This is a genomic window from Caballeronia sp. LZ008, assembly GCF_031451435.1.
GTDB lineage: Bacteria > Pseudomonadota > Gammaproteobacteria > Burkholderiales > Burkholderiaceae > Caballeronia > Caballeronia zhejiangensis.
Genome location: NZ_JARUXK010000004.1, coordinates 1,035,410 through 1,060,027, shown reverse-complemented (window position 1 = coordinate 1,060,027; position 24,618 = coordinate 1,035,410). Strand labels below are relative to the sequence as shown.

The 24,618-nt window shown below is 63.4% G+C and carries 26 protein-coding genes; 16 read left to right on the top strand and 10 right to left on the bottom strand.

All coding sequences use genetic code 11. From position 1 onward, the window contains the following. Positions 1-128 precede the first annotated feature (128 nt). On the top strand, positions 129-1,193 hold the full coding sequence (mnmH, locus tag QCE49_RS29905; protein ID WP_008353138.1) for a tRNA 2-selenouridine(34) synthase MnmH: 1,065 nt from the start codon (positions 129-131) through the stop codon (positions 1,191-1,193). Between the two features lie 29 nt (positions 1,194-1,222). Continuing rightward, positions 1,223-2,272 (top strand): permease, encoded by a 1,050-nt coding sequence (locus tag QCE49_RS29900; protein ID WP_008353139.1) that lies wholly within the window; start codon positions 1,223-1,225, stop codon positions 2,270-2,272. Positions 2,273-2,286: 14 nt separating this feature from the next. Here QCE49_RS29900 and QCE49_RS29895 read toward each other — a convergent pair whose 3' ends face one another. The 3 genes from QCE49_RS29895 to QCE49_RS29885 are packed head-to-tail and all read right to left on the bottom strand — an operon-like array spanning position 2,287 to position 4,805. Beyond that, on the bottom strand, positions 2,287-2,424 hold the full coding sequence (locus QCE49_RS29895; protein ID WP_250456820.1) for a hypothetical protein: 138 nt from the start codon (positions 2,422-2,424) through the stop codon (positions 2,287-2,289). Beyond that, complete coding sequence (cydB, locus tag QCE49_RS29890; RefSeq protein WP_008353140.1) at positions 2,402-3,403, bottom strand: cytochrome d ubiquinol oxidase subunit II; 1,002 nt, start codon at positions 3,401-3,403, stop codon at positions 2,402-2,404. Before cydB ends, QCE49_RS29895 begins: the two co-directional genes overlap by 23 nt. A 4-nt stretch (positions 3,404-3,407) precedes the next feature. Beyond that, positions 3,408-4,805 (bottom strand): cytochrome ubiquinol oxidase subunit I, encoded by a 1,398-nt coding sequence (locus tag QCE49_RS29885; RefSeq protein ID WP_175979424.1) that lies wholly within the window; start codon positions 4,803-4,805, stop codon positions 3,408-3,410. A 403-nt stretch (positions 4,806-5,208) separates the two neighbouring features. On the opposite strand from QCE49_RS29885, the gene QCE49_RS29880 reads away from it, so the two are divergent. From QCE49_RS29880 to QCE49_RS29870, 3 genes are all read left to right on the top strand, one after another. Next, positions 5,209-6,081 (top strand): neutral zinc metallopeptidase, encoded by an 873-nt coding sequence (locus QCE49_RS29880; protein WP_250435911.1) that lies wholly within the window; start codon positions 5,209-5,211, stop codon positions 6,079-6,081. Between the two features lie 195 nt (positions 6,082-6,276). After that, positions 6,277-7,290, top strand: coding sequence for a lipopolysaccharide heptosyltransferase I (waaC, locus tag QCE49_RS29875; protein WP_250456819.1), 1,014 nt, complete (start codon positions 6,277-6,279; stop codon positions 7,288-7,290). Positions 7,291-7,466: 176 nt separating this feature from the next. Beyond that, on the top strand, positions 7,467-8,369 hold the full coding sequence (locus QCE49_RS29870; RefSeq protein ID WP_250456818.1) for a flagellar brake protein: 903 nt from the start codon (positions 7,467-7,469) through the stop codon (positions 8,367-8,369). A gap of 16 nt (positions 8,370-8,385) precedes the next feature. Here QCE49_RS29870 and QCE49_RS29865 read toward each other — a convergent pair whose 3' ends face one another. After that, on the bottom strand, positions 8,386-9,039 hold the full coding sequence (locus tag QCE49_RS29865) for a DsbA family protein (RefSeq protein WP_033537055.1): 654 nt from the start codon (positions 9,037-9,039) through the stop codon (positions 8,386-8,388). A gap of 131 nt (positions 9,040-9,170) precedes the next feature. Continuing rightward, the gene (locus tag QCE49_RS29860; protein ID WP_250456817.1) at positions 9,171-10,511 is read right to left on the bottom strand and encodes an FAD-binding oxidoreductase; all 1,341 of its coding nucleotides are present in this window, start codon (positions 10,509-10,511) and stop codon (positions 9,171-9,173) included. A 170-nt stretch (positions 10,512-10,681) separates the two neighbouring features. On the opposite strand from QCE49_RS29860, the gene QCE49_RS29855 reads away from it, so the two are divergent. Then, complete coding sequence (locus QCE49_RS29855) at positions 10,682-11,113, top strand: OsmC family protein (RefSeq protein WP_008353150.1); 432 nt, start codon at positions 10,682-10,684, stop codon at positions 11,111-11,113. Between the two features lie 39 nt (positions 11,114-11,152). On the opposite strand, the gene QCE49_RS29850 is transcribed toward QCE49_RS29855, so the two are convergent. Continuing rightward, positions 11,153-12,091: a LysR family transcriptional regulator gene (locus tag QCE49_RS29850; protein ID WP_008353151.1), complete on the bottom strand. Its 939-nt coding sequence runs from the start codon at positions 12,089-12,091 to the stop codon at positions 11,153-11,155. A 132-nt stretch (positions 12,092-12,223) separates the two neighbouring features. Between QCE49_RS29850 and QCE49_RS29845 the strand changes: the two genes are divergently transcribed. The 3 genes from QCE49_RS29845 to QCE49_RS29835 are packed head-to-tail and all read left to right on the top strand — an operon-like array spanning position 12,224 to position 15,166. After that, positions 12,224-13,069 carry a fumarylacetoacetate hydrolase family protein gene (locus QCE49_RS29845; RefSeq protein WP_008353152.1) on the top strand — a complete coding sequence of 282 codons (846 nt, stop codon included), beginning with the start codon at positions 12,224-12,226 and terminating at the stop codon, positions 13,067-13,069. Further along, positions 13,066-13,809 carry an SDR family NAD(P)-dependent oxidoreductase gene (locus QCE49_RS29840; RefSeq protein ID WP_008353153.1) on the top strand — a complete coding sequence of 248 codons (744 nt, stop codon included), beginning with the start codon at positions 13,066-13,068 and terminating at the stop codon, positions 13,807-13,809. Before QCE49_RS29845 ends, QCE49_RS29840 begins: the two co-directional genes overlap by 4 nt. A gap of 40 nt (positions 13,810-13,849) precedes the next feature. Next, on the top strand, positions 13,850-15,166 hold the full coding sequence (locus QCE49_RS29835) for an MFS transporter (protein WP_008353154.1): 1,317 nt from the start codon (positions 13,850-13,852) through the stop codon (positions 15,164-15,166). 18 nt (positions 15,167-15,184) lie between these two features. Here the strand turns inward: QCE49_RS29835 and QCE49_RS29830 are convergent, their stop codons facing one another. From QCE49_RS29830 to QCE49_RS29820, 3 genes are all read right to left on the bottom strand, one after another. Further along, positions 15,185-15,607 carry a DUF6515 family protein gene (locus QCE49_RS29830; protein WP_309792415.1) on the bottom strand — a complete coding sequence of 141 codons (423 nt, stop codon included), beginning with the start codon at positions 15,605-15,607 and terminating at the stop codon, positions 15,185-15,187. Between the two features lie 129 nt (positions 15,608-15,736). Then, positions 15,737-16,519 carry a DUF2092 domain-containing protein gene (locus QCE49_RS29825; RefSeq protein ID WP_250435905.1) on the bottom strand — a complete coding sequence of 261 codons (783 nt, stop codon included), beginning with the start codon at positions 16,517-16,519 and terminating at the stop codon, positions 15,737-15,739. Between the two features lie 350 nt (positions 16,520-16,869). Then, positions 16,870-17,844 (bottom strand): diguanylate cyclase, encoded by a 975-nt coding sequence (locus QCE49_RS29820; RefSeq protein WP_250456815.1) that lies wholly within the window; start codon positions 17,842-17,844, stop codon positions 16,870-16,872. Positions 17,845-18,098: 254 nt separating this feature from the next. Between QCE49_RS29820 and QCE49_RS29815 the strand changes: the two genes are divergently transcribed. From QCE49_RS29815 to QCE49_RS29785, 7 genes are all read left to right on the top strand, one after another. After that, positions 18,099-19,193: a calcium:proton antiporter gene (locus QCE49_RS29815; RefSeq protein WP_175979416.1), complete on the top strand. Its 1,095-nt coding sequence runs from the start codon at positions 18,099-18,101 to the stop codon at positions 19,191-19,193. 103 nt (positions 19,194-19,296) lie between these two features. After that, on the top strand, positions 19,297-20,085 hold the full coding sequence (locus tag QCE49_RS29810; protein WP_175979415.1) for an ABC transporter substrate-binding protein: 789 nt from the start codon (positions 19,297-19,299) through the stop codon (positions 20,083-20,085). 86 nt (positions 20,086-20,171) lie between these two features. Further along, entirely contained in the window at positions 20,172-21,296 is a 1,125-nt protein-coding gene (locus tag QCE49_RS29805; RefSeq protein ID WP_008353162.1) for a succinylglutamate desuccinylase/aspartoacylase family protein, read from the top strand. 69 nt (positions 21,297-21,365) lie between these two features. Beyond that, the gene (locus tag QCE49_RS29800; RefSeq protein ID WP_008353164.1) at positions 21,366-21,833 is read left to right on the top strand and encodes an RbsD/FucU family protein; all 468 of its coding nucleotides are present in this window, start codon (positions 21,366-21,368) and stop codon (positions 21,831-21,833) included. 109 nt (positions 21,834-21,942) lie between these two features. Beyond that, positions 21,943-22,092 (top strand): hypothetical protein, encoded by a 150-nt coding sequence (locus tag QCE49_RS29795; protein WP_157695790.1) that lies wholly within the window; start codon positions 21,943-21,945, stop codon positions 22,090-22,092. A 119-nt stretch (positions 22,093-22,211) separates the two neighbouring features. Continuing rightward, positions 22,212-22,535: a helix-turn-helix transcriptional regulator gene (locus QCE49_RS29790; protein ID WP_250456814.1), complete on the top strand. Its 324-nt coding sequence runs from the start codon at positions 22,212-22,214 to the stop codon at positions 22,533-22,535. Further along, positions 22,528-22,965 carry an SRPBCC family protein gene (locus QCE49_RS29785; RefSeq protein WP_008353168.1) on the top strand — a complete coding sequence of 146 codons (438 nt, stop codon included), beginning with the start codon at positions 22,528-22,530 and terminating at the stop codon, positions 22,963-22,965. Before QCE49_RS29790 ends, QCE49_RS29785 begins: the two co-directional genes overlap by 8 nt. A 72-nt stretch (positions 22,966-23,037) precedes the next feature. On the opposite strand, the gene QCE49_RS29780 is transcribed toward QCE49_RS29785, so the two are convergent. Beyond that, positions 23,038-24,444 carry an NCS2 family permease gene (locus tag QCE49_RS29780; RefSeq protein WP_008353171.1) on the bottom strand — a complete coding sequence of 469 codons (1,407 nt, stop codon included), beginning with the start codon at positions 24,442-24,444 and terminating at the stop codon, positions 23,038-23,040. Between the last annotated feature and the right edge of the window lie 174 nt (positions 24,445-24,618).

Here is a 24,618-nt window from a genome sequence, read left to right as displayed (position 1 = left end):
CATCGATTCATGCACTTTAGCCGCTTTCGCGGGCATCGCGCGTCGGTCAAAAAAAGCGCGTCCGGGCCGAAATCCGCCCGCATGCGATAATTTTTCGCTCGATTCAGCCAAAACCCGCCCGCAAGCCCGTGAAAAACCTGCTCGTTCCCATCGATCGCCTGAGCGAGTTCGATGAAATCGTCGACGTCCGCACACCGCTCGAATTCGCCGAGGATCACATTCCCGGCGCGATCAACGCGCCCGTGCTCAGCAACGAAGAGCGCGTGATCGTCGGGACGATGTACAAGCAGGTCTCGCCGTTCGAGGCGACGCGCGTCGGCGCGGCGATGGTCGCGCGCAATATCGCGATGCATCTCGACACGATCTTCGCCGACAAGCCGCGCAACTGGCGTCCGCTCGTCTATTGCTGGCGCGGCGGCAAGCGCTCCGGCTCGATGACGACGTGGCTCAACATGATCGGCTGGCAGGCCCGGCAACTCGACGGCGGCTACAAGAGCTATCGGCGCGACGTGATCGAGCGGCTCGGCACGCTGCCCGGACGTTTTCGCTATGTCGCGCTGATCGGCCATACGGGCAGCGGCAAGACGCGGCTGCTGAAGGCGCTCGACGCGGCCGGCGCGCAGACGCTCGATCTCGAAGGACTCGCCGCGCATCGCGGTTCCTTGCTCGGCGCGCTGCCGGGACGCCCGCAGCCGACGCAAAAAGCGTTCGATTCGGCGCTCCTGAAGACGCTTTCGGGCTTCGATCCGGCGAAACCGGTTTTTGTCGAAGCGGAAGGGCGGCGCATCGGATCGATCACGATGCCCGACGCCATCCTCGACAATCTGCACGCGGCGTCGTGCGTGGAAGTCGAGGCGCGGCGCGAGGACCGCATCGCGTTCTTGCTGCAGGATTACGCGCATCTTTTCGACGATCCCGCGTTTTTCAAGGCGCAATTGTCGAAGCTCGTCGCGCTGCATAGCCGGGAGCGCGTCGCGCACTGGCATCGGCTGATCGATGACAACGCGCGCGCGGAGCTTTTCGCCGAACTGATCGACCGTCATTACGATCCGGCGTATGGACGCAGCAGCCAGGCGCTCTATACGAAGCTGCCGCATGCGGCGCACGTGCTGTTCCGTCCGAACGACGCGGACAGCGTCGATCAGGCGAAAGCCTTGCTCGCCCGGCTCGCCGAGACGACGCCCGCGCTCTGATTCAACCTCATCACTCGAAAGAAAAAGATATGACCACGTTTTCACAACCTCGCGTCGCACGCGGCTGGCTGGTATTCCTGCTGATCGCCGTCGTGGGCCTGTTCTACGTGAAATGGTTTCCGTACTACAACCGCGCGTTCGTCGCGGCGAGCCAGCATTCGATCGGCAAATCCATTCTGATGGGCACGTCGGCGAGCGCGCCGGAGCCGTCGTGGCAAGCCGCGCTCGACTACGCGATCGCCTACGGCAAGGCCATCTGGCAGGCGATGGTGCTCGGCCTTCTGCTCGGCTCCGCGGTGCAGGCGCTGATTCCGCCGCGCTGGGTCGCGCGGGCGCTGGGCGAGCACAACTTCGGCAGCGTCGTGAACGGCGGGTTGATGTCCTTGCCCGGCATGATGTGCACGTGTTGCGCCGCGCCCGTCGTCGCGGGGCTGCGTGCGCGCGAAGCGGCGCCGGGCGCGGCCGTCGCGTTCTGGCTCGGCAATACCGTGCTCAATCCGGCGGCGCTGGTTTTCATGGGCTTCGTGCTCGGCTGGCAGTGGACCGGTTTGCGGCTCGTGCTCGGCGTGTTGATGGTGTTCGGCCTCGGCTACGCGATCAACCGGATGGTGACGCCGGCGCAGGCGGCGTCGTCGCGTCAGGCGCTTGCCAAGCTGATCGAAGAGGACGAGCCGGGCACGGCGTTTTCGCGCTGGATCAAAATTCTCGGACGCATGACGTTGCGGCTCGTGCCCGAATACATCGTGCTCGTGCTGCTGCTTGGCGCGGCGCGCGCCTGGCTCTTTCCGCACATCGGTCCGGATATCGGCAACGGCATGTGGTGGATCGCGGCGTTTGCCGTCGCGGGCACGCTCTTCGTGATTCCGACCGCCGGCGAAGTGCCCATCATTCAGGCGATGCTTTCGCTCGGCATGGCGACGGGACCGGCCGGCGCGCTCTTGATGACCTTGCCGCCCGTCAGCGTGCCGTCGCTCGCGATGCTCGCGCGGTCGTTTCCGCCGCGCGTGCTCGCGTTCGTGGCCGCGTCGGTCGTGGTGTTCGGGATCGTTGGCGGGGTGATTGCGGCGGCGGTGTTCTGAACGCGAGCGGCGCCTCAATGAATCGCCGCGCCCGCCTTGATCAGCAACTTGAACGGCAGCGCGAGCAGCATCGCGCCGCCGACGCCCGCTATCCACAATGCGACGAACCAGAACACCTTGCGCGCGCGCTCAATGGTAGTGATGTTCGCCATGACGCACCTTTCCTCTGAAGACCCAATAGCCTAGCGTCGTGTAAGCGACGATCACAGGCAGAATCACCGCCGCGCCGACGATCGTGAAGAGCTGGCTCGAACGGGGCGCGGCCGCATCCCAGATCGAAACGCCGGGGAAAATCTCGTGCGGCGACACGCTCAGCACCAGACCCGAGTAGCCGAGAAACACGAAGCCGAGCGCGACGGCAAACGGCCGTTTCTCGTGACGCGATGCGATCGAGCGGCGCATCGCCCACGCGCAAACCGCGACGAGCACGGGCACCGGCAACATGCGATAGAACCACGGCGAATCGAACCAGCGCGACGCGATGCCCGCGTCTTGCAACGGCGTCCAGATGCTGACGACCGCGATCGTCGCGAGTTGCAGAACGGTCAGCGGCCACACGACGCGATACATCCGCCGCTGCAGATCGCCTTCCGTTTTCGCGATCAGCCAGCACGCGCCGAGCAGCGCATAAGTGACGACCAGCGCGCCGCCCGTGAAGATCGAGAAGGGCGTGAACCAGCCGAAGGCATCGCCGGAAAAACGGCCGTCGGCGACCGGAATGCCGTCGAGAAACGCGCCGAGCGCCACGCCCTGAAAGAACGTCGCGCCCGCCGATCCACCGATGAACGCCAGATCCCACATATGCTTCGTGCGCTGCGCCTTCGCGCGGATTTCAAACGACACGCCGCGGAAAATCAGGCACACGAGCATCAGCACGAGCGGCAGATACAGCGCGGACAGCACGGTCGAATAAACCATCGGGAACGCGGCGAACAATCCCGCGCCGCCGAGCACGAGCCACGTTTCGTTGCCGTCCCAGACGGGCGCGACGGTGTTCATCATCACGTCGCGATCGTGCTGATCCGGAAAGAACGGGAAGAGAATGCCGATGCCGAGGTCGAAGCCGTCGAGCACGACGTAAAGGAACAGGCCGAACGCGATGATCGCGGCCCAGGCGAGTGTGAGGTCCATGTTCTTAAGCTCCTTCGATGGACTGATTCGGAAGGCTGAGCGGACGCCGCGCGCTGCCGTCCGACGGCTGCGTCGACGCGCCCGGCAACGCGGGGCCGTGACGCAGCAGCTTCAGCAAGTAGTAGATGCCCGTGCCGAAGACGATCGTGTAGACGATCACGAACGCGAGCAGCGACACGCCGACTTGCTGCGCCGTGACCGGCGAGACGGCATCGGCAGTACGCATCACGCCGTACACGACCCAAGGCTGGCGTCCGGCTTCGGTCGTGACCCAGCCCGCGAGCAGCGTGATGAATCCGCTCGGACCCATCGCAAGCGCAAAGCGATGGAACCAGCGCGCCTCGAACAGCTTGCGCCTGCGATGCAGCCACCACGCCGCGAACGACATCACGATCATCAGCACGCCGAGTCCGGCCATCACGCGGAAGCTCCAGAACACGAGCGTCGAGTTCGGACGATCTTCCTTCGGGAATTCCTTCAGGCCGCGAATCTCGCCGTCCCAGCTATGCGTGAGGATCAGGCTGCCGAGATGCGGAATCTGCACGGCGTATTTCGTCGTTTCGGCTTCCATGTCGGGAATGCCGAAGAGATTGAGCGCGGTGCCGCCTTTCTCCGTTTCCCAGATGCCTTCGATCGCCGCGATCTTCGCCGGCTGATGTTCGCGCGTGTTGAGGCCGTGCGCGTCGCCGACGAGCGCCTGAATCGGCGTCAGGGCGAGCAGCAGCCAGAGCGACATCGAAAACATCTTCTTGATGGCCGGATCGCGCCGGCCTTTCAGCAGATGCCACGCGCCGGTCGCGGCCACGACGAGCGCCGCCACGATGAACGCCGCAATCGCCATATGCGCGAGCCGGTACGGAAACGACGGATTGAAGATGATCGCCCACCAGTCGACCGGCACGACATGATCGCCTTCGATGCGAAAGCCCTGCGGCGTCTGCATCCAGCTATTCGAGGCGAGAATCCAGAAGGTGGAGATGAGCGTGCCGATGGCGACCATCAGCGTTGCGCCGAAGTGCGCCTTCGGGCCGACCTTGTTCCAGCCGAACAGCATGATGCCGAGGAAGCCCGCTTCGAGGAAGAACGCGGTCATCACTTCATAGGTGAGCAGCGGCCCGGTGATCGGACCGGCGAAGCTCGAAAAGCCGCCCCAGTTGGTGCCGAATTCGTACGCCATGACGACGCCCGACACGACGCCCATACCGAACGCGACGGCAAAGACTTTCGACCAGAAGAGACACAGCTCCTTGTAGACCGGCTTGCCGGTTTTGAGCCACGCGCCTTCGAGCACGGCGATGAAACTCGCGAGCCCGATGGAAAGCGCCGGAAAGATGATGTGGAACGAGACGGTGAACGCGAACTGGATGCGCGCCAGATCGAGTGCTTCGGGAGTCGAATGCATGATGACTTGTGCCTTGAAATTCACGCGCGCCCGCAGTCGGGAGCGGTTGTGTCCTGTGCTGATCGAGACGTGCGACGGGCCGGAGCTTAGCTCTGTTTCGAGACGGGTGTTGCGATGCGTCAGTGAATTGTCATTGCGCGCAAATGCCGCAGTTTCAAGGGTTTAGCACCGCTATCGGATTGATTTCTCGATGATTTCGAGATGGAGATTTAGTGCGCTGCGGCAAGATCGCGCACGCGTTTTCGCGACAATCGACCGCACTGGAATCGCCGCGCGCAAGAGGCGCCGGTTTTGATCGGTTCAGAAAGAACTTTTACGTTGTCGCGGCACGGGACGTGCGACAGGCGCGGTTACCATAATCGCTTTTGACACGCGCGACGTGCGCGTAGGAAGGAGAAGCATCATGCGCCTCGATGACCAGCAGGAAAGTCAGAATGTAGAGGACCGGCGCGGCGGGGGCGGTTTTCGAATGGGCGGCGGATCGATCGGCATCGGGACGATCGTCGTGGCGCTCGCGGCGTCGTATTTCTTCGGCATCAATCCGATGACGATCATCAACGGCGCGCAAGTTCTGCATGGCAATGCGCCGCAACAGCAGGCCGCGCCGTCCAATGCGCAGCCGGCCAACGATCCCGGCGCCGTGTTCGTGCGCCGCGTGCTCGGCAACACGGAACAGACGTGGCAGCACATCTTTCGCGCGCAGTTCAATCAGGACTATCCGGCGCCGCGGCTCGTGATGTTTTCCGGCGCCACGCAAACCGCGTGCGGCACCGGGCAGGCAGCCATGGGCCCGTTCTATTGCCCGAACGACCGCAAGGTGTACATCGATCTTTCGTTCTATCGCGAGTTGCGCGACCGCTTCGGCGCGAGCGGCGATTTCGCGCAGGCGTATGTGATCGCGCATGAAGTCGGGCATCACGTTCAGAACGTGCTCGGCATCATGAACAAGGTCGATCAGGCGCGCTCGCGAATGTCGCGCGAGCAGGCGAACGCGCTGTCGGTGCGCGTCGAGTTGCAGGCGGATTGCTTCGCGGGCGTCTGGGCCGCGGTCGCGCAGCGCGAGAACGCCAAGCTGATCGAGCCGGGCGATTTCGAGCAAGGCTTGAACGCGGCGGCCGCGATCGGCGATGACCGTCTGCAACAGCAATCGCAAGGTCGCGTCGTGCCCGAGGCGTTCACGCACGGGACGAGCGCGCAACGCCAGCGCTGGCTGCGGCGCGGCATGTCATCGGGCGATGTCGCCCAGTGCGACACGTTCTCGACGCGTTCGCTCTGATCGACGGGCGCGCGTCGCGGCAACCGGACGGTGCGAATTGGTCTATTCTGAAGCCGTCGCAGCGTCCGTTTCCGGATAGTCCTTACAAACGCTGACATCGCGTTCGTCTCAAATTCATTAGAATCGCTGGTTTTCGGGGTTCGGCCCAGCATTGCCGCTGGCCGCGACTCGCACCGGAACATTCTCGTCCCGTTCATGAAGCGAATTCTGATCGTCAAAGTCACGTCTCTCGGCGATATCGTCGAGACGCTACCCGTCGTTGCCGATCTGCGGCGCGCATTTCCTTCAGCCAAAATCGACTGGGCCGCGGACGCCGCCTTCGCCGATATCATCCGCTGGAATCCCGGCGTCGATCGCGTGCTGAGCGCGCCCTTGCGCAAGTTCAAGAAGGCGCGCAGCTGGAACGATCTGAAGGAGATCGGCGCGTCGATCGGTGAGTTGCGCGTCGAAAAATACGACGTGATCGTCGATATTCACGGTGTCTACAAGAGCGCGATCATCGCGTTCATCGCGCGCGGACGGCGGCGTTACGGGTATCTGAATCAGGATCTCGGCGAGCGCGGCGCGGCTTTCGCGTACAACGCGCGCTTCGGTCCGCGTCCGCTCACCGATGCCTGGCGCGGCATGCGCGTGAGCGTCGCGGATGCGCTCGGCTATCGTCTGGAAGACCCGCCCGACTTCAACATCCGCCTGCCCGCGCCCACCCGCGAGCTGAACATTCCGCGCGACGCGCGCATCGCGATGCTGTTTCATGCGACGTCGGCGGACGTGAAGAAGTGGCCGCAGTCGCATTGGGGCGAAGTCGGCCGCTGGCTGACCGCGCGCGGTTATTCGATCGCGCTGCCGTGGGGAACGGAGCGCGAGCAGGACGAGGCGCGAGCCATCGCCGCGCTCGTGCCGGGTGCGACCGTGCTGCCGAAGCTGTCGGTCGTGGAATGCGCCCACTGGATTCAGGCGTCTGAACTCGTTGTCGGCGCGGATACCGGGCTCGTGCATCTCGCGCACGCCTTGCAGCGCCGCACCGTCATGTTGTTTGCCGCGACCTCGCGAGAGCATTTCGGCGTGAATGATCCCGGACGGTCGGCGTCGATCGGCGAAGAGGGCGCACCTCCCGACGTGCCGCAAGTGCTGGCTGCCATCGAAAGCGTGACGAATTCGCCGCAAAAACCCGTTCCTCATTCGGCCGAATCGGGCGCTACGGTTCGCTGAACATGCGTCGCAGCGAAACTTTGTGCGCATAAACTCATGCCGACGCTTGGCCCGGTAGAAAATCCATCGCGCGGTAAAAATATCAGTACGCTAACGTAAAACTTGCCATACAGCACTTGACGGCAACCCCGGCAAGCACGACGATTGCGGAAAACACCTAAGAATCGTCCGATAAGATGACCGAAGAAACCGTCGCAGATGCGCGCCAGTCGCTGGCGCGTCTCGAACCGTCCGAGATTCCGCTTGGCACGCCGCTCGAATGGCCGATCGTCGCCGCAGATGGCGCGATGTTGTTCGACGCCGGCGCCGTCGTGCCGGACGGCGCGGCGCTCGAATTCATGTTCCGGCACTTCGAGCCGAATCGTGCGATTCAGGCGGCAGCGCCGAGCGCGCCCGAGGAAGAGTTCGCGAAGGACGGGCCGCTGACGCTGGAGGACATCGGTCTCACGATCGGCGCGCGGGTCGGCTTGCGCGGCACGGGCGGCACGGGTTCTGCCATGTACGCGAGCCGCGTGATCGGCTTTTCGACGCCGCGCCGCAATGGCGAGCGTTCGCTCTTCGTGACGCAGCCTTTGATGGCGGGATTCGATCCGCTCGTTCTGACGCTGGGCGAGCAGGTCGATCTGGTCGCGCTGACGGGGCGGGGCGTGTTCCGCTTCGCCTGCACCGTCGATGCCACCTGCCGCGAGCCGTTCAATTACGCGGTGCTATCGGCGCCGGGCGCGATCCGCCGATTGCGCACGCGCAAGTTCGCGCGGATGCCGACTCGTCTCGCGGCGCATTTCGCGGCCGTCGGGGAGCCGCAGAGCGCCCTGCAACTGGGCCGCGTGAGCGACATCAGTCCGTACGGCATGTCGCTGACCGTCGCGAATCCGGTCGCGCACATGGGCGAGCGTCTGCAACTTTCATTTCAGTTCAGGACCGATGGCGTCGAGGTGAAGATCGAGACCATCGCGATCGTGCGCCATGTCGGCGCGACCGAACCTGCCGATGGCAGCGCGGCGTACGGGCTCGAGTTCGAAACGCTCGAACCGTCGCAGCGGATCGCGCTGAAATCGTTCATGGCCGAGCACAGCTAAGCGGCCTCGACGCGCTTCAGGCGCCCGGAAAGCCGTCGGGAAAGAGCCGCTCGACCGCAGCCTCGAAATGCTGAATCGGCGCGGCGCCGCGCAGCGCGATCGGCGGCGGCGGTTCCTGGCCGGGCGCGGGCTCGCGCGACAGCACAGCGAACGGCACGCCCGTCACGCCGAGCTTCTTCGCGAACTCTTCGTCTTCGATCACGAGATCGGTGTACGTGCCGTCATCGAGCGCTTCCTCGAGCAGTTCGGGATCGACGCCGCAGGTCGCCGCGATGTCGAGCAGCGCGTCGGTATCGCCGATATCGATGCCTTCCTCGAAATACGCCTTGAAAATCGCCCGATGCACGAGATCGTAACGGCCGGATTCGCGCGCGAACATCGCCGTCTCGAATGCCTTGCGGCTGCGCGGCGCGACCGGCGGCATACGCATCGTCACGCCGCGTTCTTCCGCGAGCGGACGCACCGATTTCTCCCACGATTCGACGATCTGCTCGCTGTTCGGATCGACGAGCGGCGTCGGCTCCGGACGCAATTCGAACGCGTGCCAGCGAATCTCGACCGCATCGCCGTATGCGTTGCGGAACTGGTCGAGCACGGGCGTCTCGAGATAGCAGAACGGACACACGAAGTCCGACCAGACGTCGATATAAAGAACTGACGTGGATGCCATGTGAGCCTCAAAAACGAACGGCGCGTGTTTGCGCCGTTTGACTGAACCGGGCGAACGCCGCGTTTCCGGCGACGTCCGCAAAACCGGTATGTTAGCGCGTGCGCGCCGCCGACGCGCGGTCGCGCGACGCATCAGAATCCGCCGTCGAGCTCGATCTTGGTGCCGTCGAAGAAGCGCGACAGGCGAAACGCGCGCGGATCGACGATCGGTGCGTCGTTCGCGACGATATCCGCCATCAGTCGGCCCGCGCCCGGACCGATGCCGAAGCCGTGCCCCGAGAAACCCGTCGCGATGAAAAGCCCCGGTTTGCCATCCACGCGGGAGATGACCGGCACGGCATCTGGCGTCACGTCGATATAGCCCGCCCACGCTTGTTCGATGCGCAATGGATTCAGCGCCGGAAAGAGCTTGCGGAACTCCGTGACCGCCGCTTCGTTGAACGATTCGACCGGCACCGGATCGAGCGTGCGCGCGGTTTCGAAGACGGTCGGCCGGTCGAGCGGCCAGCGGCGCGGGCGTCGAAGTTCCTCGAAGAAGCGCGCGTTGAGTCCGAGCTTGATCGAACCGATCTGGCTCCTGAGCGCGGGCAGGAATTTGACGAGGAGCCGAAAGCTGTCGGGCGTGATGTCGTGATAGCTGTGAAACGCATTCGCGATGGTGTAGCCGCCGTCCAGACGCTTGCGATAGCCCATTTCCTGATTGCACGCGCTGACGTCGGGTCCGCCGTCGAGCGGCGCGGTGCGCGTGACCGACGAACGCACCATGAGTTGCGGCACATCTACGCCGAGACTGCCCGCGAAATAGCGCGTCCACGCGCCGCCCGCGATGACCACGCTCGAACAGCGGATGCGTCCGTGTTCCGTGACCACGCCGTGTATCGCGCCGCCGCTCGTTTCGATGCCGCGCACCGCACAGGGCGTGAGCACTTTCACGCCGCGTTCGCGCAGCGCTGCGGCCATGGCGGGCACGGCGCGTTGCGGTTCCGCGCGGCCATCGCTCGGTGTGTAGATGCCGCCCGCGAAGCGTCGCGACGTGCCGGACATCAACGCGCCGGTTTCGTCGGGCGACGTGATACGCGAATCGAGCGCGTCGCGGCCGACGAGCGCGACGGCGCGCGCGAGCCATGCTTCGTGATCGGCGAGGGCTTTGGCATCGTCGGCGGCGTAGAGAATGCCGCATTCGCGAAAGCCGGTGTCGATGCCCAGTTCCGCATCGATGCGCCGCCAGAGCTTGAGGCTTTCGAGGCTCAGTTCGAGTTCGCGCAGGTCGCGATGCGTCGCGCGGCACCATCCCCAGTTGCGGCTCGATTGCTCGCCGGCGATATAGCCCTTTTCGCACACGGCGACCGACAAGCCTTTTTCGGCGAGCGCGCGCGCCGTGCTGATGCCGATGACGCCGCCGCCCACGACGACGACATCGACGTGATCGGGCGGCGTGCGGTCTTCGGTGATGCGTTCGGTAGGTGGACCCATGTGATGTGGTGTTGTGTTAAACGCGAACGGGCGATGATAGTCCAATGCGCAGGCTCCCTGCACCCGCTCGAGCGATCGGCTACGATGCAAGCGCTCGGGCTATCGAAGGGCGCCGTTCGGGCACGGCGCGTGCGAATCGTCGGTTCCAATTTATCTTCTGGAGAACTCTCGTGCAAAAGACAGCATCGGCAAAATGGAGCGGCGGCATCAAGGACGGCAAGGGTTTCATCTCGACGCAGACCGGCGTGCTCAACGAGGCGCCGTACGGCTTCAAGTCGCGCTTCGAGGAAGGTCCGGGCACCAATCCGGAAGAGCTGATCGGCGCGGCGCACGCGGGCTGCTTCACGATGGCGCTCTCGCTGCAACTCGAGCTGGCCGGCATGAAGGCCGAGAGCCTCGAAACCAAGTCGACCGTGACGCTCGATAAAGACGGCGACGGCTTCACGATCACCGCCTGCCAGCTCGATCTCAAGGCGAAGATTCCCGGCGCCGACAAAGCCGCTTTCGACAAGGCTGCGCAGGCCGCGAAAGAGGGCTGTCCGGTGTCGAAGCTGTTTGCGGGCAACGCGAAGATCACGTTGAACGCCGAGCTGGTGTCGTAAGCGGCGTGGCAGTCGAAGCCGAAAACGCGGACGGGCACATCACCCGTCCGCGTTTTTTTCGCGCGTCAGTTCCTCGATGATGAGCCGCGCGGGCGCCGGCAATGCCGCGCCTTTTCTGGTCACGACGCCATACGGCTCCGTGCGCGAACGCACCGCGATGGCAAGCCGCTTCGCGAGTCCGTGTCCGGCGAGAAACGTCGCCATGTCGAGCGGCATCATCGCGACGAGCGTCGGATCGCGCTGCAGCAGCAGGACGGTCGTGATGGTCGATGCCGTTTCGATCGGATGCAAGGGCAGCGGCAGCCCCGCTTCCTTGAACTCGCGCTCGTAGAGGCTGCGGATCGGCATGATGGCCGGATAGACGATCCATCGGCTCGAAGCGAGTTCGCTCAACTCGACGCGCGGTGCATCGACGAGCGCATGGGAGACGCCCGCGACGATCGCGAGCGGTTCGTCGCGCAACTCGACGTAGTGGTAATGATCCGGCTGACGCGCGACGCTCGCACGGCAGATCGCGACGTCGAGCCTGCCTTGATCCAGCAGCGCGAGCAGGCGCGCGCTCGTGTCTTCGACGACTTCGATGGTCAGCGCCGGCTGCCGCTCGCGCAGTCGGGCGAGTGCATCGACGAGCACGCCCGACACCGCGCCGGTGATCGCGCCGATGGCGAGCCGTCCGCCCGTGCCTTGCAGAATGCCCGCCATTTCCTCGCGTAAATGCGCGACGTCCATGTGAATCAGCCGCGCATAGCGGATCACGCAGCGCCCGAGTTCGTTCGGCTGAATGCCTTGCGCCGAACGCGTGAAGAGCGTGGCGCCGAGCGTCGCTTCGATCTCGCGCAGCGCCTTGGTCGCGCCGGGCTGCGTAAGCGCCATTTCGTCGGCGGCGCGATGCAGCGAGCCATGATCGTCGAGCGCGATCAGCAGGCGCAGTTGCTTGAGCCGCAAGCGCGCGGCGATGGAATCGGCATTCGGCAGCATGGTTTCGGCAGGCATAGGGACAACGAGAAGGTAACGGAAAGTTATTGCCCCGGCAGCAGCTTTCATTATTCAAGCGATGCAGCGTTCTCTACATTGTGGGTTCCGTTCACCTCTTCAAGGAAATACCGACTCATGAAGCTGCTGCGATACGGCGCTCCCGGCCGCGAAAAACCCGGCCTTCTCGATTCCAGCGGCGCGATCCGCGACTTGTCCGGCGTCGTCGGCGATATCGCGGGCGATGCGCTCCTGCCCGAATCGCTCGCACGTCTCGCGAAGCTCGATCCATCGACGCTGCCCGTCGTGCCTTCGAACGAACGCATCGGGCCGTGTGTCGGACGCATCGGCAAGTTCATCTGCATCGGGCTCAATTACGCCGATCACGCGGCGGAATCGAATCTGCCGGTGCCGTCGGAGCCGGTCGTGTTCAACAAGTGGCTCTCGGCGGTCGTCGGCCCGAACGACGATGTGCGCATTCCACGCGGCTCGAAGAAGACTGATTGGGAAGTGGAACTGGGCGTCGTGATCGGCAAGGGCGGCGCGTATATCGACGAAGCCGATGCGATGAGTCACGTCGCCGGTTATTGCGTCATCAACGATGTCTCCGAGCGCGAATATCAGATCGAGCGCGGCGGCACCTGGGACAAGGGCAAGGGCTGCGATACGTTCGGCCCGATCGGTCCGTGGCTCGTCACCGCCGACGAAGTGCCCGATCCGCACAAGCTCCCGCTCTGGCTCGAAGTCGACGGCAAGCGTTATCAGAACGGCAACACGAGCACGATGATCTTCAAGGTCGGCGAGATCGTCGCGTATCTCTCGCGCTTCATGAGCCTGCAACCGGGCGATGTCATTTCGACGGGCACGCCGCCGGGCGTCGGCATGGGGCAGAAGCCGGACGCCATCTATTTGCGCGCGGGACAGACGATGCGCCTCGGCATCGAAGGTCTGGGCGTTCAACAACAACGCACGGTGGACGCATGAACCGATACGACTTCACGAATCGCGCGGCTGTCGTGACGGGCGGTGCGCAGGGCATCGGCTACGCGGTGGCGCAGCGTCTCTTCGAAGGCGGCGCGCGCGTCTCGTTGTGGGATCGCGATGAAGCCGCGCTGGCGAATGCCCGCGCGCGTCTGGGCGACGTTCAGACCGTGCTCGTCGATCTGACGGATCGCGATGCAGTTGCCAACGCGACGTCGCGCACGCTGGAGCGCTTCGGGCAAATCGACGTGCTCGTGCACAGCGCGGGCATCGCGGGCGCGAACGCGACGGTCGCCGATTACGCGCCGGAAGAATGGTCGCGCGTGATCGACGTCGACCTCAACGCGGCGTTCCATGTGAATCAGGCGATCGTCAGGGCGATGATCGCGCGCGGCTATGGACGCATCGTCAACATCGCGTCGATCGCGGGCAAGGAAGGCAATCCGAACGCGTCGGCGTACAGTGCGGCGAAGGCGGGCGTGATCGCGCTGACGAAGAGTCTCGGCAAGGAAACGGCCGGCCTCGATATCGCGGTGAACGCCGTGACGCCCGCCGCCGCGCGCACGAAAATCTTCGAGCAGATGAAGCAGGAGCACATCGACTACATGCTGTCGAAGATTCCGCGCGGACGCTTCGTCGAAGTGAACGAGATCGCATCGATGGTCGCGTTCCTCGCTTCGTCGGAGAACTCGTTCACGACGGGCGCGGTCTTCGATCTCTCCGGAGGACGCGCGACTTACTGAACACACGCGTCAAGACAAGAAAATCAAGGAGACAAGCCACATGAATACCTTCGCCGCCCCGCGCGAGGCGACGCTCGACGACAGCCGCATCTACAAGAAAGTGTTCTGGCGCTTCGTGCCGCTGTTCGTCGCGTGCTTCGTGTTTTCGTATCTCGATCGCATCAACATCAGCTTTGCGAAGCTGCAGATGCAAAGCGAGCTCGGCTTCTCCGACGCCATGTACGGCTTCGGGGCGAGCGTATTCTTCGTCGGATACTTTTTATTCGAAGTGCCAAGCAATATCGTTTTGCATCGCGTCGGGGCGAAGCGCTGGATCGCGCGCATCATGATTACGTGGGGCATCGCGTCGGCGTGCATGATGTTCGTGCGCAGCGAAACGTGGTTCTACGTGCTGCGCTTTCTGATCGGCGCGCTCGAAGCGGGCTTCGTGCCGGGCGCGCTGTACTTCTTCACGAAGTGGTTTCCGTCGTCGCGGCGCGGGCGCATCAACTCGTTTTTCATGGCGTCGATCGCGCTGTGCGGGATCATCGGCAGCCCGCTGTCGGGCGCGATCATGAAGTTCTGCGATGGCCTGAACGGCATGCCCGGATGGCAATGGCTCTTTCTGCTCGAAGGCATTCCGTCGGTGCTGCTCGGCTTTGTCGTGCTCGCGTTCGTCGATGACGACGTCGATCACGCAAAGTGGCTCGACGCCGGCGAAAAGCGCGCGCTGAAAGCGCAACTCGCGCGCGATCCGAAAGTCGGCGAAGTGCATTCGCTGAAGGCCGCGTTCAGCCAGCCCGTCACGCTCGTGATGGCGCTCATCTATCTGTTCCTCGCGATGGGCATCTACGGGCTCGTCTTTTGGATGCCGCAGCTCGTGAAAACCGCGGGCACGAGCGATCCGTTCATGATCGGCCTGATCTCGATGCTGCCTTACGCGGTCGCGGGCATCGGCATGATCCTGATCGGCAAGCATTCGGACCGGACCGGCGAACGGCGCTGGCACCTCGGCGCATGCGCGCTCGCGGGCACGATCGGTTACGTGCTGTGCGGCTTCTTCCCGACGAACACGGTGATGCTCGTGATCGGCCTCACGATCGCCGCGACGGGCATCATTACGTCGCTCGGGCTGTTCTGGATTCTGCCGACGCGCTTTCTCACCGGTATCGCGGCGGCGAGCGGCATCGCGCTCATCAATTCGGTCGGGCAGTTCGGCGGGATCATCAGTCCGTACATGGTCGGCAAAGTGAAGACGATGACCGGCAGCGCGACGCCCGGCCTCTATGCGATCGCGTGCGCGTGCCTGCTGGGCGCGATGCTGATCGTGTGGGGCCTGCCGCGCCGCCTGTATTTCCGCGAGAGCGGCAGCGAGTGAAGCGAACTCGACCGCCGGTCAGTGAGGCGCGTTGACCACCACGTACTGAACGGACGTGCCCGAGTATTGCGGCTGATACCACGTCGAGCCGCATTGCTGATACGTCACGCCGTTGACGCTGATCGCGGAGCAACTGGGCGGCAGTGTATGAACGATGGAGCCGACTATGGCTGCCGTCGCGACCACGGTTGTCGTGACGGCGGCAGCGGTTGCCACCGGATGGTCGTTGTACCAGCCGCCGTTGTTGTAGCAGCAGCCGTGGTTGTCACTGATGTTCTGCGCCGCATTCATCCGGTTATTGCTGATGTTTGTCGCCGCGTTCGTTCGGTTCGAACTGACCTGCTGAACGGTGTCCTGCCGGTTGCCCTCACGCGTCGTGCGGTTGGCTTGCCGTGTCGCGACATTGGTTTCATGCGCGCTCTGCCAGGCGCCGCTATTCACGGACGTTTGAGCGCCGCCGCGGACTTGAAAGGCGCTTGCGGTCGACGCGATTGCTGCCAGTAAGAGCGCCGCGCATGCCGTGCTTGAGAAGTTCTTCAAATTCATGATGATGATCTCTACATTAATCGATTATTGCGTGTCTTTGACCTGCACGATTTTGATTTCGCGCGCGTTCTCAGGGGCCGAGAATGCGAATGCGCCGTTTCCGATTTCAGGATTGAGATTCCAGCGATAAATCGCCGTGTATTGCGGCCGCTCCTTGTCCGACAATGTCACGATATTCAACTTGCACGGCAGCGGTTTATCGCCTTTCTGAACCCAGAGCTGCCAATCGACCGATTTTTCGTGGTATGCATAATGTGAGCACGTCGCGCCGTTTATTGTCTCGTCACCGAGATAGGCGGCGGAAAGCACTCTTTTCATGTCGTCCGAATTCGCTCCCAGCGTGAAAATATCGCTTAACGGCAACTCGATTCCGTACTTGTCGCCGAGATCGCTGATCAGTTCCTTGATGGTGGCTGGCGCCGGCACCGTCGCATAGTATTTGCCCGGCTCAGTGTAAAGCGTGAAGTGCTTTCCGTCGAAATAGGCGTGACGACTGCTGCCAGGCGCACCGCCGGAAATATCCGCCTTGAGATGATCGGGGCGATTTACGGTCAGCTTCGTCGTGTGCGACAACTGGACCAATTGTGCCGTTTTACCGTCCACCATGATTTGATCTGTCGTCGAATCGACATCCAGAACGAACTGCTTCACGGTTTGCATATAAGCGCTCATTTTGGCCAGCGCTTCCATTGCGGCGGGATCTGGTTTATGCGCGGTCGCCGTTTCCTTCGCCGATGCGCTTACCATGCTGCATAACGCGCCTGCAACCGCGGCGCACAGCGCGAGTTTCGCGAAGATAGTCGTCATTGTCTTCTCCTGAATTGATGATTGAAATTCGACGAGATAATCATCAGAGAATACCTTTTTGTTATAGGAACATGATTTAGTCCGCGTAAATTTTCTTTGCCGATTGAAATAAATTATATGATGGAAGTGCGTCAGTTCAACTGAAACACTGATTTTCGGTTTTTGCTTCGTGCCCGGGTGACGCGATTATTACGTTTTTTGACGTCGAACTTATTCCCTCCCGTATTTTCGGCGCGTTGAATAAGTATTTCGTTTGGCGTCGCGCTGGACAATCGCTGCCTGCGACGCCTTTTATTTGAATAAGCGCAATCTCTTTCGGATCAATGCACAGATCGCAATGCTCGTTGGCGCTAGCGCGCCGGAGCGCTTTTGCGCGCGGCTTTCTGCGCGTACATCTTGCTGTCGCTTGCCGCGAGCAGATCGATCACCGACGAATGCCGAGCGGCGTCGAACTGTGTCTGCCCGACGCTGAAGCGAATCCGATAACCCGGCGCCGATGCCGCATTGCTCGCGGCGAGCAATTCGCGCAGGCGATCGAGCGCGCGGCGCGTTTCGTCTTCGCGGGCGTCGGTCAGAAGGGCGACGAATTCGTCGCCGCCCAGACGGCCGATGACATCGCTCTCCCGCAGCGATTCGCGCAGCGCGGCGGCGAAGGTCACGAGCGCGCGATCCCCTTCCGCATGACCGAAGGTGTCGTTGATCTGCTTGAAATCGTCGAGATCGAAGAAGAGCAGCGACGCGTCGCGCTCAAGGCGCTTGCAGACGTTCAGCGCATGCTGCGCGAGCGCTTCGAAGCCGCGCCGGTTCGCGATGAGCGTCAGCTCGTCGACGGTCGCGAGCTCGATCGCCGCGATCTCCTGTTCCGCGATATGCGCGAGATCGCGCAACAGGCCGCGTTCGTCGCCGTCCAGCTCGCGCGGGCGCGTGTCAATGAGACAGAGTGTGCCGAGCTTGCTGCCGTTGGGCACCATGAGCGGCTGACCGGCGTAGAAACGGATGCCCGGATGGCCCGAGACGAGCGGGTTGTCGTGAAAGCGGACGTCTGCGCGGGCGTCGGGAATCATGAAGACGTCGTCTTGCAGGATCGCGTGTCCGCAGAAAGAAATGTCGCGCGGGGTTTCCTGCACGCCGAGACCCGCGCACGACTTGAACCACTGACGGTTTTCGTCGATGAGCGAGACGAGCGCGATGGGTACGTCGAAGACGCGGCGCGCGAGACGCGTCAACCGGTCGAAGCGTTCTTCGGCGGGCGTATCGAGGATGCCGAGCGTGCGCAGGGTGGCAAGGCGGGCGGATTCGTTCTCGGGTATCGGTGCGACGAGCATGTGTCTCCGTGCTTAACGTAACCACTGGAGCCGTTATTCTCTGACAATTGCGCAATAAATACACCCGTTCGTGCCGAAGGCGCGCGGTTGCGTTTTCGCTATGATGCCGATGGTCTGCGGCCCTTTGTCACGGCAATTCCTTCGCACGCGCGGCGCTCGCGCAGGTCCGATGCATTCGGCGCGTTTTTGCTGCAACCTCGTGGCTACATCGCAAGAGCCGACGATCCCATTCAACCGATCCGCCCGGAGCGCCGATGAAATTCAAGCTGGACTGGACCCTCGTTTCCCCGATTCTCGCGCTCGTCGTGCTGGCCGCGGCCGCTTTCATACACAGCGGCGCGCTGATCGTGCTCGCGGCCATCGCGCTGGCGTTCGCCGTGTTCGCGGCGGTGCATCACGCGGAAGTGGTCGCGCATCGCGTCGGCGAGCCGTTCGGCACGCTGGTGCTCGCGGTCGCCGTCACGGTGATCGAAGTCGCGCTGATCGTCTCCGTGATGCTTTCCGGGGGTCCGGAAAAAGCCGGTCTGCCGCGCGACACGGTGTTCGCCGCGATCATGATCTGCAGTTGCGGGATCGTCGGGCTGTGTCTGCTGATCGGCGGCTTGCGGCATCACGTGCAGGATTTTCAGCTGCAAGGCGCGAGCGCCGCGCTCGCGATCCTGTGCGCGCTTTCCGTGCTTACACTGGTCTTGCCGAATTTCACGAGCACGGTCGCCGGTCCCGCGCTTTCGACGTCGCAACTGATCTTCGTCGGCGTGATTTCGCTCGTGCTGTACGTGACGTTCGTGTTCGTGCAGACGATCCGCCATCGCGATTATTTCCTGCCGTTCACGCCGCCGGCCGCCGCGGGCGTGCAGGACGAGGACGAGGCGCCGCACGCGCCGCCGCCGAGCAACCGGGAGGCGTGGGTCGCGCTCATCTTTCTGATGCTTTCGCTGGTTTCGGTGGTCGGGCTGGCGAAGCTGCTGTCGCCGGCGGTGGAAGCGGGCGTCGCAGCGGCGGGCGCGCCCGAGGCTGTGGTCGGCGTGGTGATCGCCGCGCTCGTGCTGCTGCCGGAAGGACTCGCCGCCTTGCGCGCGGCGCGCCTGAACCGCCTCCAGACGAGCTTGAATCTCGCGCTCGGTTCGGCGCTCGCGAGCATCGGATTGACCATTCCCACAGTGGCCGTCGTGTCGATCTTCATGGGCCAGCCGATTTCGCTCGGGCTCGCGCCCAAGGAAATCGTCATGCTCGCGCTCACGCTGCTCGTGTCCGTCATTACGCTCGGCACGGGCCGCTCGACCGTGCTCCAAGGCGTCGTGCATCTCGTGATCTTTGCGGCTTTCCTGTTTCTTTCGGTCGTGCCTTGACGCGCGTCGTCCGATCAATCGTGCGATTTTGTTACCATTCACGGTTTTTCGCGCGTCCGCGCGCGACGTTTCGCGGTCTCATCGAAAGTCCTGAAGGAAAAGCATGTCATTGAAGAAGTCCGCATCGTTCGCGATGCTTGCAGCACTCGCCGCCGTGTCGTTCTCGGCGCAAGCGAAGGAAATCACGCAAATCCGTTTCGCCGTCGATCCGTCCTATCCGCCGTTCGAATCCAAGCAGGCCGACGGCAAGCTCGCCGGCTTCGATATCGATCTCGGCAATGCGCTCTGCGCGCAGATGAAGGTCAAGTGCGTGTGGGTCGAAAACAATTTCGACGGCATGATTCCCGGCCTCAAGGCCCGCAAATTCGACGCCGTGTTGTCCGACATGGGCATCACCGAAGAGCGCCTGAAGCAGATCGATTTCACCGATCCGCTCTATGACACGCACGCGCAACTCGTCGCGCGCGCCGGCTCGGGCATCCTGCCGACGCCGCAGGCATTGAAGGGCAAGCGCGTCGGCGTCGAGCAAGGCACGGTGCAGGAGCGTTACGCGAAAGTGAAATGGGAGCCGCAAGGCGTGACCGTCGTGGCTTACGGCGATCAGGAACAGGTCGAGGCCGATCTCGTCGCGGGCCGCATCGACGCGATCTTCACCGACGCCGCGCAAGCCGCCATCGGCTTTCTGAAGAAGCCGCAGGGCAAGCCGTTCGCGCTCGTCGGCCCGATCGTCGAGGACAAGGCGATCATCGGTCCGGGCACGGCCATCGGTCTGCGCAAGGGCGACGCCGATCTGAAGAACGGCCTGAACAACGCGTTCGCCGAGATCAAGAAGAACGGCACGTTCAAGCGCATCATGGCGAAGTATTTCGAGACGGATATCTCGATCCGGTAAGCGCCGCCCGCCGCATTCGTTTTCGACCGGAAAGGCATCGTTCGCGATGCCTTTTCTTTTCGCTTTCGACGAGAGATACATCGAAGATGCAGGTTCATCATCATCCGCTCGTCGGCGCGTCGCTCGGCACAGGGCGCGCGATCACGAGCTATCGATTCGGTCCGCAAGACGGCGACGCGGCGCCGAAGGTCTATATCCAGGCTTCGCTGCATGCCGACGAATTGCCGGGCATGGTCGTCGCGTGGTATCTGAAGCGGCGCTTCGCCGAACTGGAAGCAGCGGGGAAGCTGAACGCGCGTGTCGTAGTCGTGCCGGTCGCGAATCCGGCGGGATTGAACCAGCATTGGTTCGGCACGCAAATGGGCCGCTTCGAGATGCGCTCGGGGCAGGACTTCAACCGGCGCTTTCCCGAGTTCGGCGCGGAATTGGCGCTCGAACTCAAGAACCGTCTGACGGGCGACGCGACGCGGAACGCTCGGCTCATCCGCGCGGCGCTGCGCGAGCATCTGGCGGCGCTCGAAGCGGCGACCGAGCTCGAATCGCAACGCATCGAGCTGATGAAACTCGCGTGCGACGCGGATCTCGTCATCGACCTGCATTGCGACTGGGAAGCCGTCGCGCATCTCTACACGACGCCCGGCGCGTGGCCCGCGATCGAACCGCTCGCGCGCTATCTCGGCAGCGAGGCGCAATTGCTTGCGGACGTGTCGGGCGGCGAGCCGTTCGACGAGGCGTGCACGGCGGCGTGGCGCTATCTGCGCGGTGCGCTCGGCGAGCGCTTTCCGATTCCGATGGGCGCGCAATCCGTCACGCTCGAACTGCGCGGCGTGCGGGACGTGTCGCACGAGATGGCGGCGCGCGATGCACAGGCGATCGTCGATTATCTGACGCACATCGGCATGATCGCAGGCGATGCGCCGAAGCCGCCGCCGCTGCGCAATCCCGCGACGCCGCTTGCGGGATGCGAGTACATCCACGCGCCGATGTCGGGCGTGATTCTGCATCGGCGGGAAATCGGCGAGCGGATTCGCGCGGGCGACGTCATCGCCGACGTGCTCGATCCGCTCGACGATCGCCTCGTGCCGCTCGTGGCGCAGACGGAAGGGCTGCTCTACGCGCGGCACTGGACGCGCTTCGCGACGGCGGGAATGCTGGTCGCGCGCATCGCGGGCGCGGACGCGGCGCGGCAGGGCGACCTGCTCGTGCCTTAGCTGCGCCTCGGTTGCGCGGCGGCGGGTACCATAGATTCGGCTGGCCTTACGTCATGGAGAACAAGAAACATGCTCAAGAACATCGATCCGCTGCTCAACGCCGACATCCTGCACGCGCTCTGCGCGATGGGTCACGGCGACGAAGTCGTGATCTGCGACGCCAACTTTCCCGCCGATTCCGTCGCGCGACAGACGGTGCTCGGGCGCGTGCTGCGGCTCGACGGCGTGAGTTCGCCGCGCGCGGTGCGGGCGGTGCTGTCGGTGCTGCCGCTCGATACGTTCGTCGATCATCCTGCTCAGCGCATGGAGGTCGTCGGCGACGCGGCCGCGCTGCCCGCCGTGCAACGCGAAGCGCAGCGTGAAGTCGATGACGCCGAGGGGCGCGCCGTGCCGCTGGCGTCGATCGAGCGTTTTGCCTTCTACGAGCGCGCGAAGAACGCGTATTGCGTGATCGCCACCGGCGAATCTCGGGGTTACGGCTGCTTCATTTTCAAAAAGGGCGTGCAGTTGGCGCCCGACGCGCCGGAGAAAAATTGACCGATCGACCTAGGGAATACCCTGTTGCTTTTTTGAAAACGTGTTGCGGTGCAGCGAGAAAGGCGTATAGTTAGGGTTATTCCCTAGCTACTTACCCTGAGAGACCCACATGAAAACCACCGCACAACAATCCCTGGTCGTTTCGTTCGGTTCCTGGCTGCGCGCGGCAAAGGCTGCGGTGCGTCGTGAGTGGAACCGTGCGCTGCAACTGCATCTCCAGAACTGCGAGATTCTCGTCGAATCGTATCGCCGCAAGTAAGCCGCGCGCGACAGCATCCCGGTCAAGAGCATCATCCGCAACGCCCCGGAAGTGAAGAGCTTCCGGGGCGTTGTCGTTTTTGCGCTTGACATGCAACCAAATGGTTGCATAATCCGTTCATGGATGACGATTCGGTTTTTCGCGCGCTCGCCGACGCGAGCCGCAGGCAACTGCTCGACCGGCTTCGCGAGGCGAACGGCCAGACGCTCGGCGATTTATGCGACGGCCTCGTCATGACGCGGCAGGCCGTGTCGAAGCATCTCGCGATACTCGAAGACGCGAATCTCGTGTCGACGCAGCGTCATGGCCGCGAGAAGCGTCATTTCCTTAATCCGGTGCCGATCCACGAGATCGCGCAACGCTGGATCAGCAAGTTCGAGCGTCCGCGGCTGGACGCTTTGTCCGACCTGAAACGCACGCTTGAAGGAGACGATCATGAGTAGCGACACGTTTGTGTATGTGACCTACATCCGCACGACGCCGGGAAAGCTGTGGGAAGCGCTGACGACGCCTGAGTTCGTTCGGCAGTACTGGTTCGGGATGCATCAGGAATCCGACTGGTCAGCAGGCTCCGCGTGGAAGATGCTGTTTTCCGATGGACGCGTCGCGGATGCCGGAGAAGTGCTCGAAGCCGAGCCGGGCAAACGCCTCGTGCTGAAATGGCGCAACGAATTTCGCGACGATCTGAAGGACGCGGGCTGGTCGCGCTGCACCTACGACATCGAGGCGCTCGGCGATGCGGTCAAGCTCACGGTCACGCACGTCAGCGAGAGCAAACCGTTCATCGAGGCCGTGTCGGGCGGATGGCCGAAGATTCTGTCGAATTTGAAGTCGTTGTTGGAGACGGGTTCCGTCGCGCTCGTCACGAAGTAACACGGCCATGAAAAACGGCGCGCTGTCCTCTCGGGCAGCGCGCCGTTTCGCTTCACGCGATCGAGCCGTCGATCAGATCGCCCAGCCGCCGAGATAGAAAACCGCGAGCACGACCGCGATCGCCACCGTGCCGACATTCAGCTTGCGCCATTCGCCCGCGACGATGCGGCCGATCACGAGCGTGCAAAAGCCGAGCATGATGCCCGTCACGATATTCGCCGACAGCACGATATACACCGCGCAAACGAGGCCCGACATCGTGTCGACCGTGTCCTCGAAATGCAGCTTGCTCACGTTGCCGAGCATCAGCAGGCCGACGTACATCAGCGCAGGCGCCGTCGCGTAGGAAGGCACGAGCGCGGCGAGCGGCGACAGGAACATCACCACCAGGAACAGCACGCCGACGACGCTTGCCGCGAGACCCGTCTTCGCGCCCGCCGCCACGCCCACCGACGATTCGATATACGCCGCAGCCGGCGCGCCGCCGAAGCAGGCGGAGAAGATCGAGCTGAGCGAATCGGCGGTCAGCGCGCGGCCGCCGTTGACGATGCGTCCGTTCTTGTCGATCTGGCCCGCTTGGCCCGCGACCGCGCGGATCGTGCCGGTCGCGTCGAACACGGCGGTCATCACGAGCGCGAGCACGCTCGGCAGTACGGCCATCGAGAGTGCTCCCTTGATGTCCATCGCACCGATCAGCGATGCATGGCCCGGCGCCGACAACGCCGGCAGCGCGAACACGCCATGAAAGCGCACGGACGGATCGAAGATCAGGCCGATCGCCGACAGGCCGATCACCACCAGCAGGATGCCGCCCGGCACGCGCCGGCGCTCCAGACCGAAGATCGCGGCGAGGCCCGCCACCGACATCAGCACCGGAAACGCCGTGATATGCCCGAGCGACACCGGCATGCCGGGCGCGGGATTCTTGATGATGAGCCCGACATCGTTCGATGCGATCAGCAGCAGGAACAAGCCGATGCCGATGCCCGTGCCGTGCGCGACGCCCGTCGGCAGATTGCGCAGGATCCACGAACGCACGCCGGTGACGGAGATCGCGGTGAACACGACGCCCATCAGGAACACGGCGCCGAGCGCGATGTTCGGCGTCAATCCCTTGCCGAGCACGAGACCGAAGGCCGTGAACGCAGTCAGCGAGATTGCGCAGCCGATCGCGATCGGCAGACGCGCCCACACGCCCATCAGCAGCGAGCCGAACGCGGTCGTGAGGCACACCGCGACGAACACCGCGCTCGTGTCGAAGCCGGCCTTGCCGAGCATGCCCGGCACGACGAACACGGAGTAGACCATCGCGAGGAACGTCGTAACGCCCGCGACGATCTCGCGTTTTTCCGTGCTGCCGGTTTTGGAAATGCCGAAATAGCGATCGAGAAATCCGCCGCTGGCGGTCTGAACGCTTTCCTCTCGTTCTGTGGGGGTGATGTCGATGTCGCCAAGCTGCTGGGCGGAGGATTCCAACATGAGCTGCTCCTTTATCAGCACGCTGAAACGGAACGCCGTGCGCCGCGCTTGTCAGCTCGCCGGCACCGCGGGTCCATCGTCAGGGTCGTCTCGTATGTAGTTCTGGATGAATGCCGGGTGACGCGCTCCGATGGCTGCACTCGGTCAGGACAGAGACTAGGGGAACAGAACGCG

Coding starts and splice junctions, on each gene's coding strand:
- cydB (WP_008353140.1), bottom strand. CDS start 3,403: ATGGACCTCACACTCGCCTGGGCCGCGATCATCGCGTTCGGCCTGTTC.
- QCE49_RS29800 (WP_008353164.1), top strand. CDS start 21,366: ATGCTCAAGAACATCGATCCGCTGCTCAACGCCGACATCCTGCACGCG.
- QCE49_RS29865 (WP_033537055.1), bottom strand. CDS start 9,039: ATGGCATCCACGTCAGTTCTTTATATCGACGTCTGGTCGGACTTCGTG.
- QCE49_RS29845 (WP_008353152.1), top strand. CDS start 12,224: ATGAAGCTGCTGCGATACGGCGCTCCCGGCCGCGAAAAACCCGGCCTT.
- QCE49_RS29895 (WP_250456820.1), bottom strand. CDS start 2,424: ATGGCGAACATCACTACCATTGAGCGCGCGCGCAAGGTGTTCTGGTTC.
- QCE49_RS29815 (WP_175979416.1), top strand. CDS start 18,099: ATGAAATTCAAGCTGGACTGGACCCTCGTTTCCCCGATTCTCGCGCTC.
- QCE49_RS29835 (WP_008353154.1), top strand. CDS start 13,850: ATGAATACCTTCGCCGCCCCGCGCGAGGCGACGCTCGACGACAGCCGC.
- QCE49_RS29885 (WP_175979424.1), bottom strand. CDS start 4,805: ATGCATTCGACTCCCGAAGCACTCGATCTGGCGCGCATCCAGTTCGCG.
- QCE49_RS29810 (WP_175979415.1), top strand. CDS start 19,297: ATGTCATTGAAGAAGTCCGCATCGTTCGCGATGCTTGCAGCACTCGCC.
- QCE49_RS29790 (WP_250456814.1), top strand. CDS start 22,212: ATGGATGACGATTCGGTTTTTCGCGCGCTCGCCGACGCGAGCCGCAGG.
- QCE49_RS29825 (WP_250435905.1), bottom strand. CDS start 16,519: ATGACGACTATCTTCGCGAAACTCGCGCTGTGCGCCGCGGTTGCAGGC.
- QCE49_RS29900 (WP_008353139.1), top strand. CDS start 1,223: ATGACCACGTTTTCACAACCTCGCGTCGCACGCGGCTGGCTGGTATTC.
- QCE49_RS29870 (WP_250456818.1), top strand. CDS start 7,467: ATGACCGAAGAAACCGTCGCAGATGCGCGCCAGTCGCTGGCGCGTCTC.
- QCE49_RS29850 (WP_008353151.1), bottom strand. CDS start 12,091: ATGCTGCCGAATGCCGATTCCATCGCCGCGCGCTTGCGGCTCAAGCAA.
- QCE49_RS29805 (WP_008353162.1), top strand. CDS start 20,172: ATGCAGGTTCATCATCATCCGCTCGTCGGCGCGTCGCTCGGCACAGGG.
- QCE49_RS29795 (WP_157695790.1), top strand. CDS start 21,943: ATGAAAACCACCGCACAACAATCCCTGGTCGTTTCGTTCGGTTCCTGG.
- QCE49_RS29820 (WP_250456815.1), bottom strand. CDS start 17,844: ATGCTCGTCGCACCGATACCCGAGAACGAATCCGCCCGCCTTGCCACC.
- QCE49_RS29780 (WP_008353171.1), bottom strand. CDS start 24,444: ATGTTGGAATCCTCCGCCCAGCAGCTTGGCGACATCGACATCACCCCC.
- QCE49_RS29840 (WP_008353153.1), top strand. CDS start 13,066: ATGAACCGATACGACTTCACGAATCGCGCGGCTGTCGTGACGGGCGGT.
- QCE49_RS29880 (WP_250435911.1), top strand. CDS start 5,209: ATGCGCCTCGATGACCAGCAGGAAAGTCAGAATGTAGAGGACCGGCGC.
- QCE49_RS29785 (WP_008353168.1), top strand. CDS start 22,528: ATGAGTAGCGACACGTTTGTGTATGTGACCTACATCCGCACGACGCCG.
- waaC (WP_250456819.1), top strand. CDS start 6,277: ATGAAGCGAATTCTGATCGTCAAAGTCACGTCTCTCGGCGATATCGTC.
- QCE49_RS29860 (WP_250456817.1), bottom strand. CDS start 10,511: ATGGGTCCACCTACCGAACGCATCACCGAAGACCGCACGCCGCCCGAT.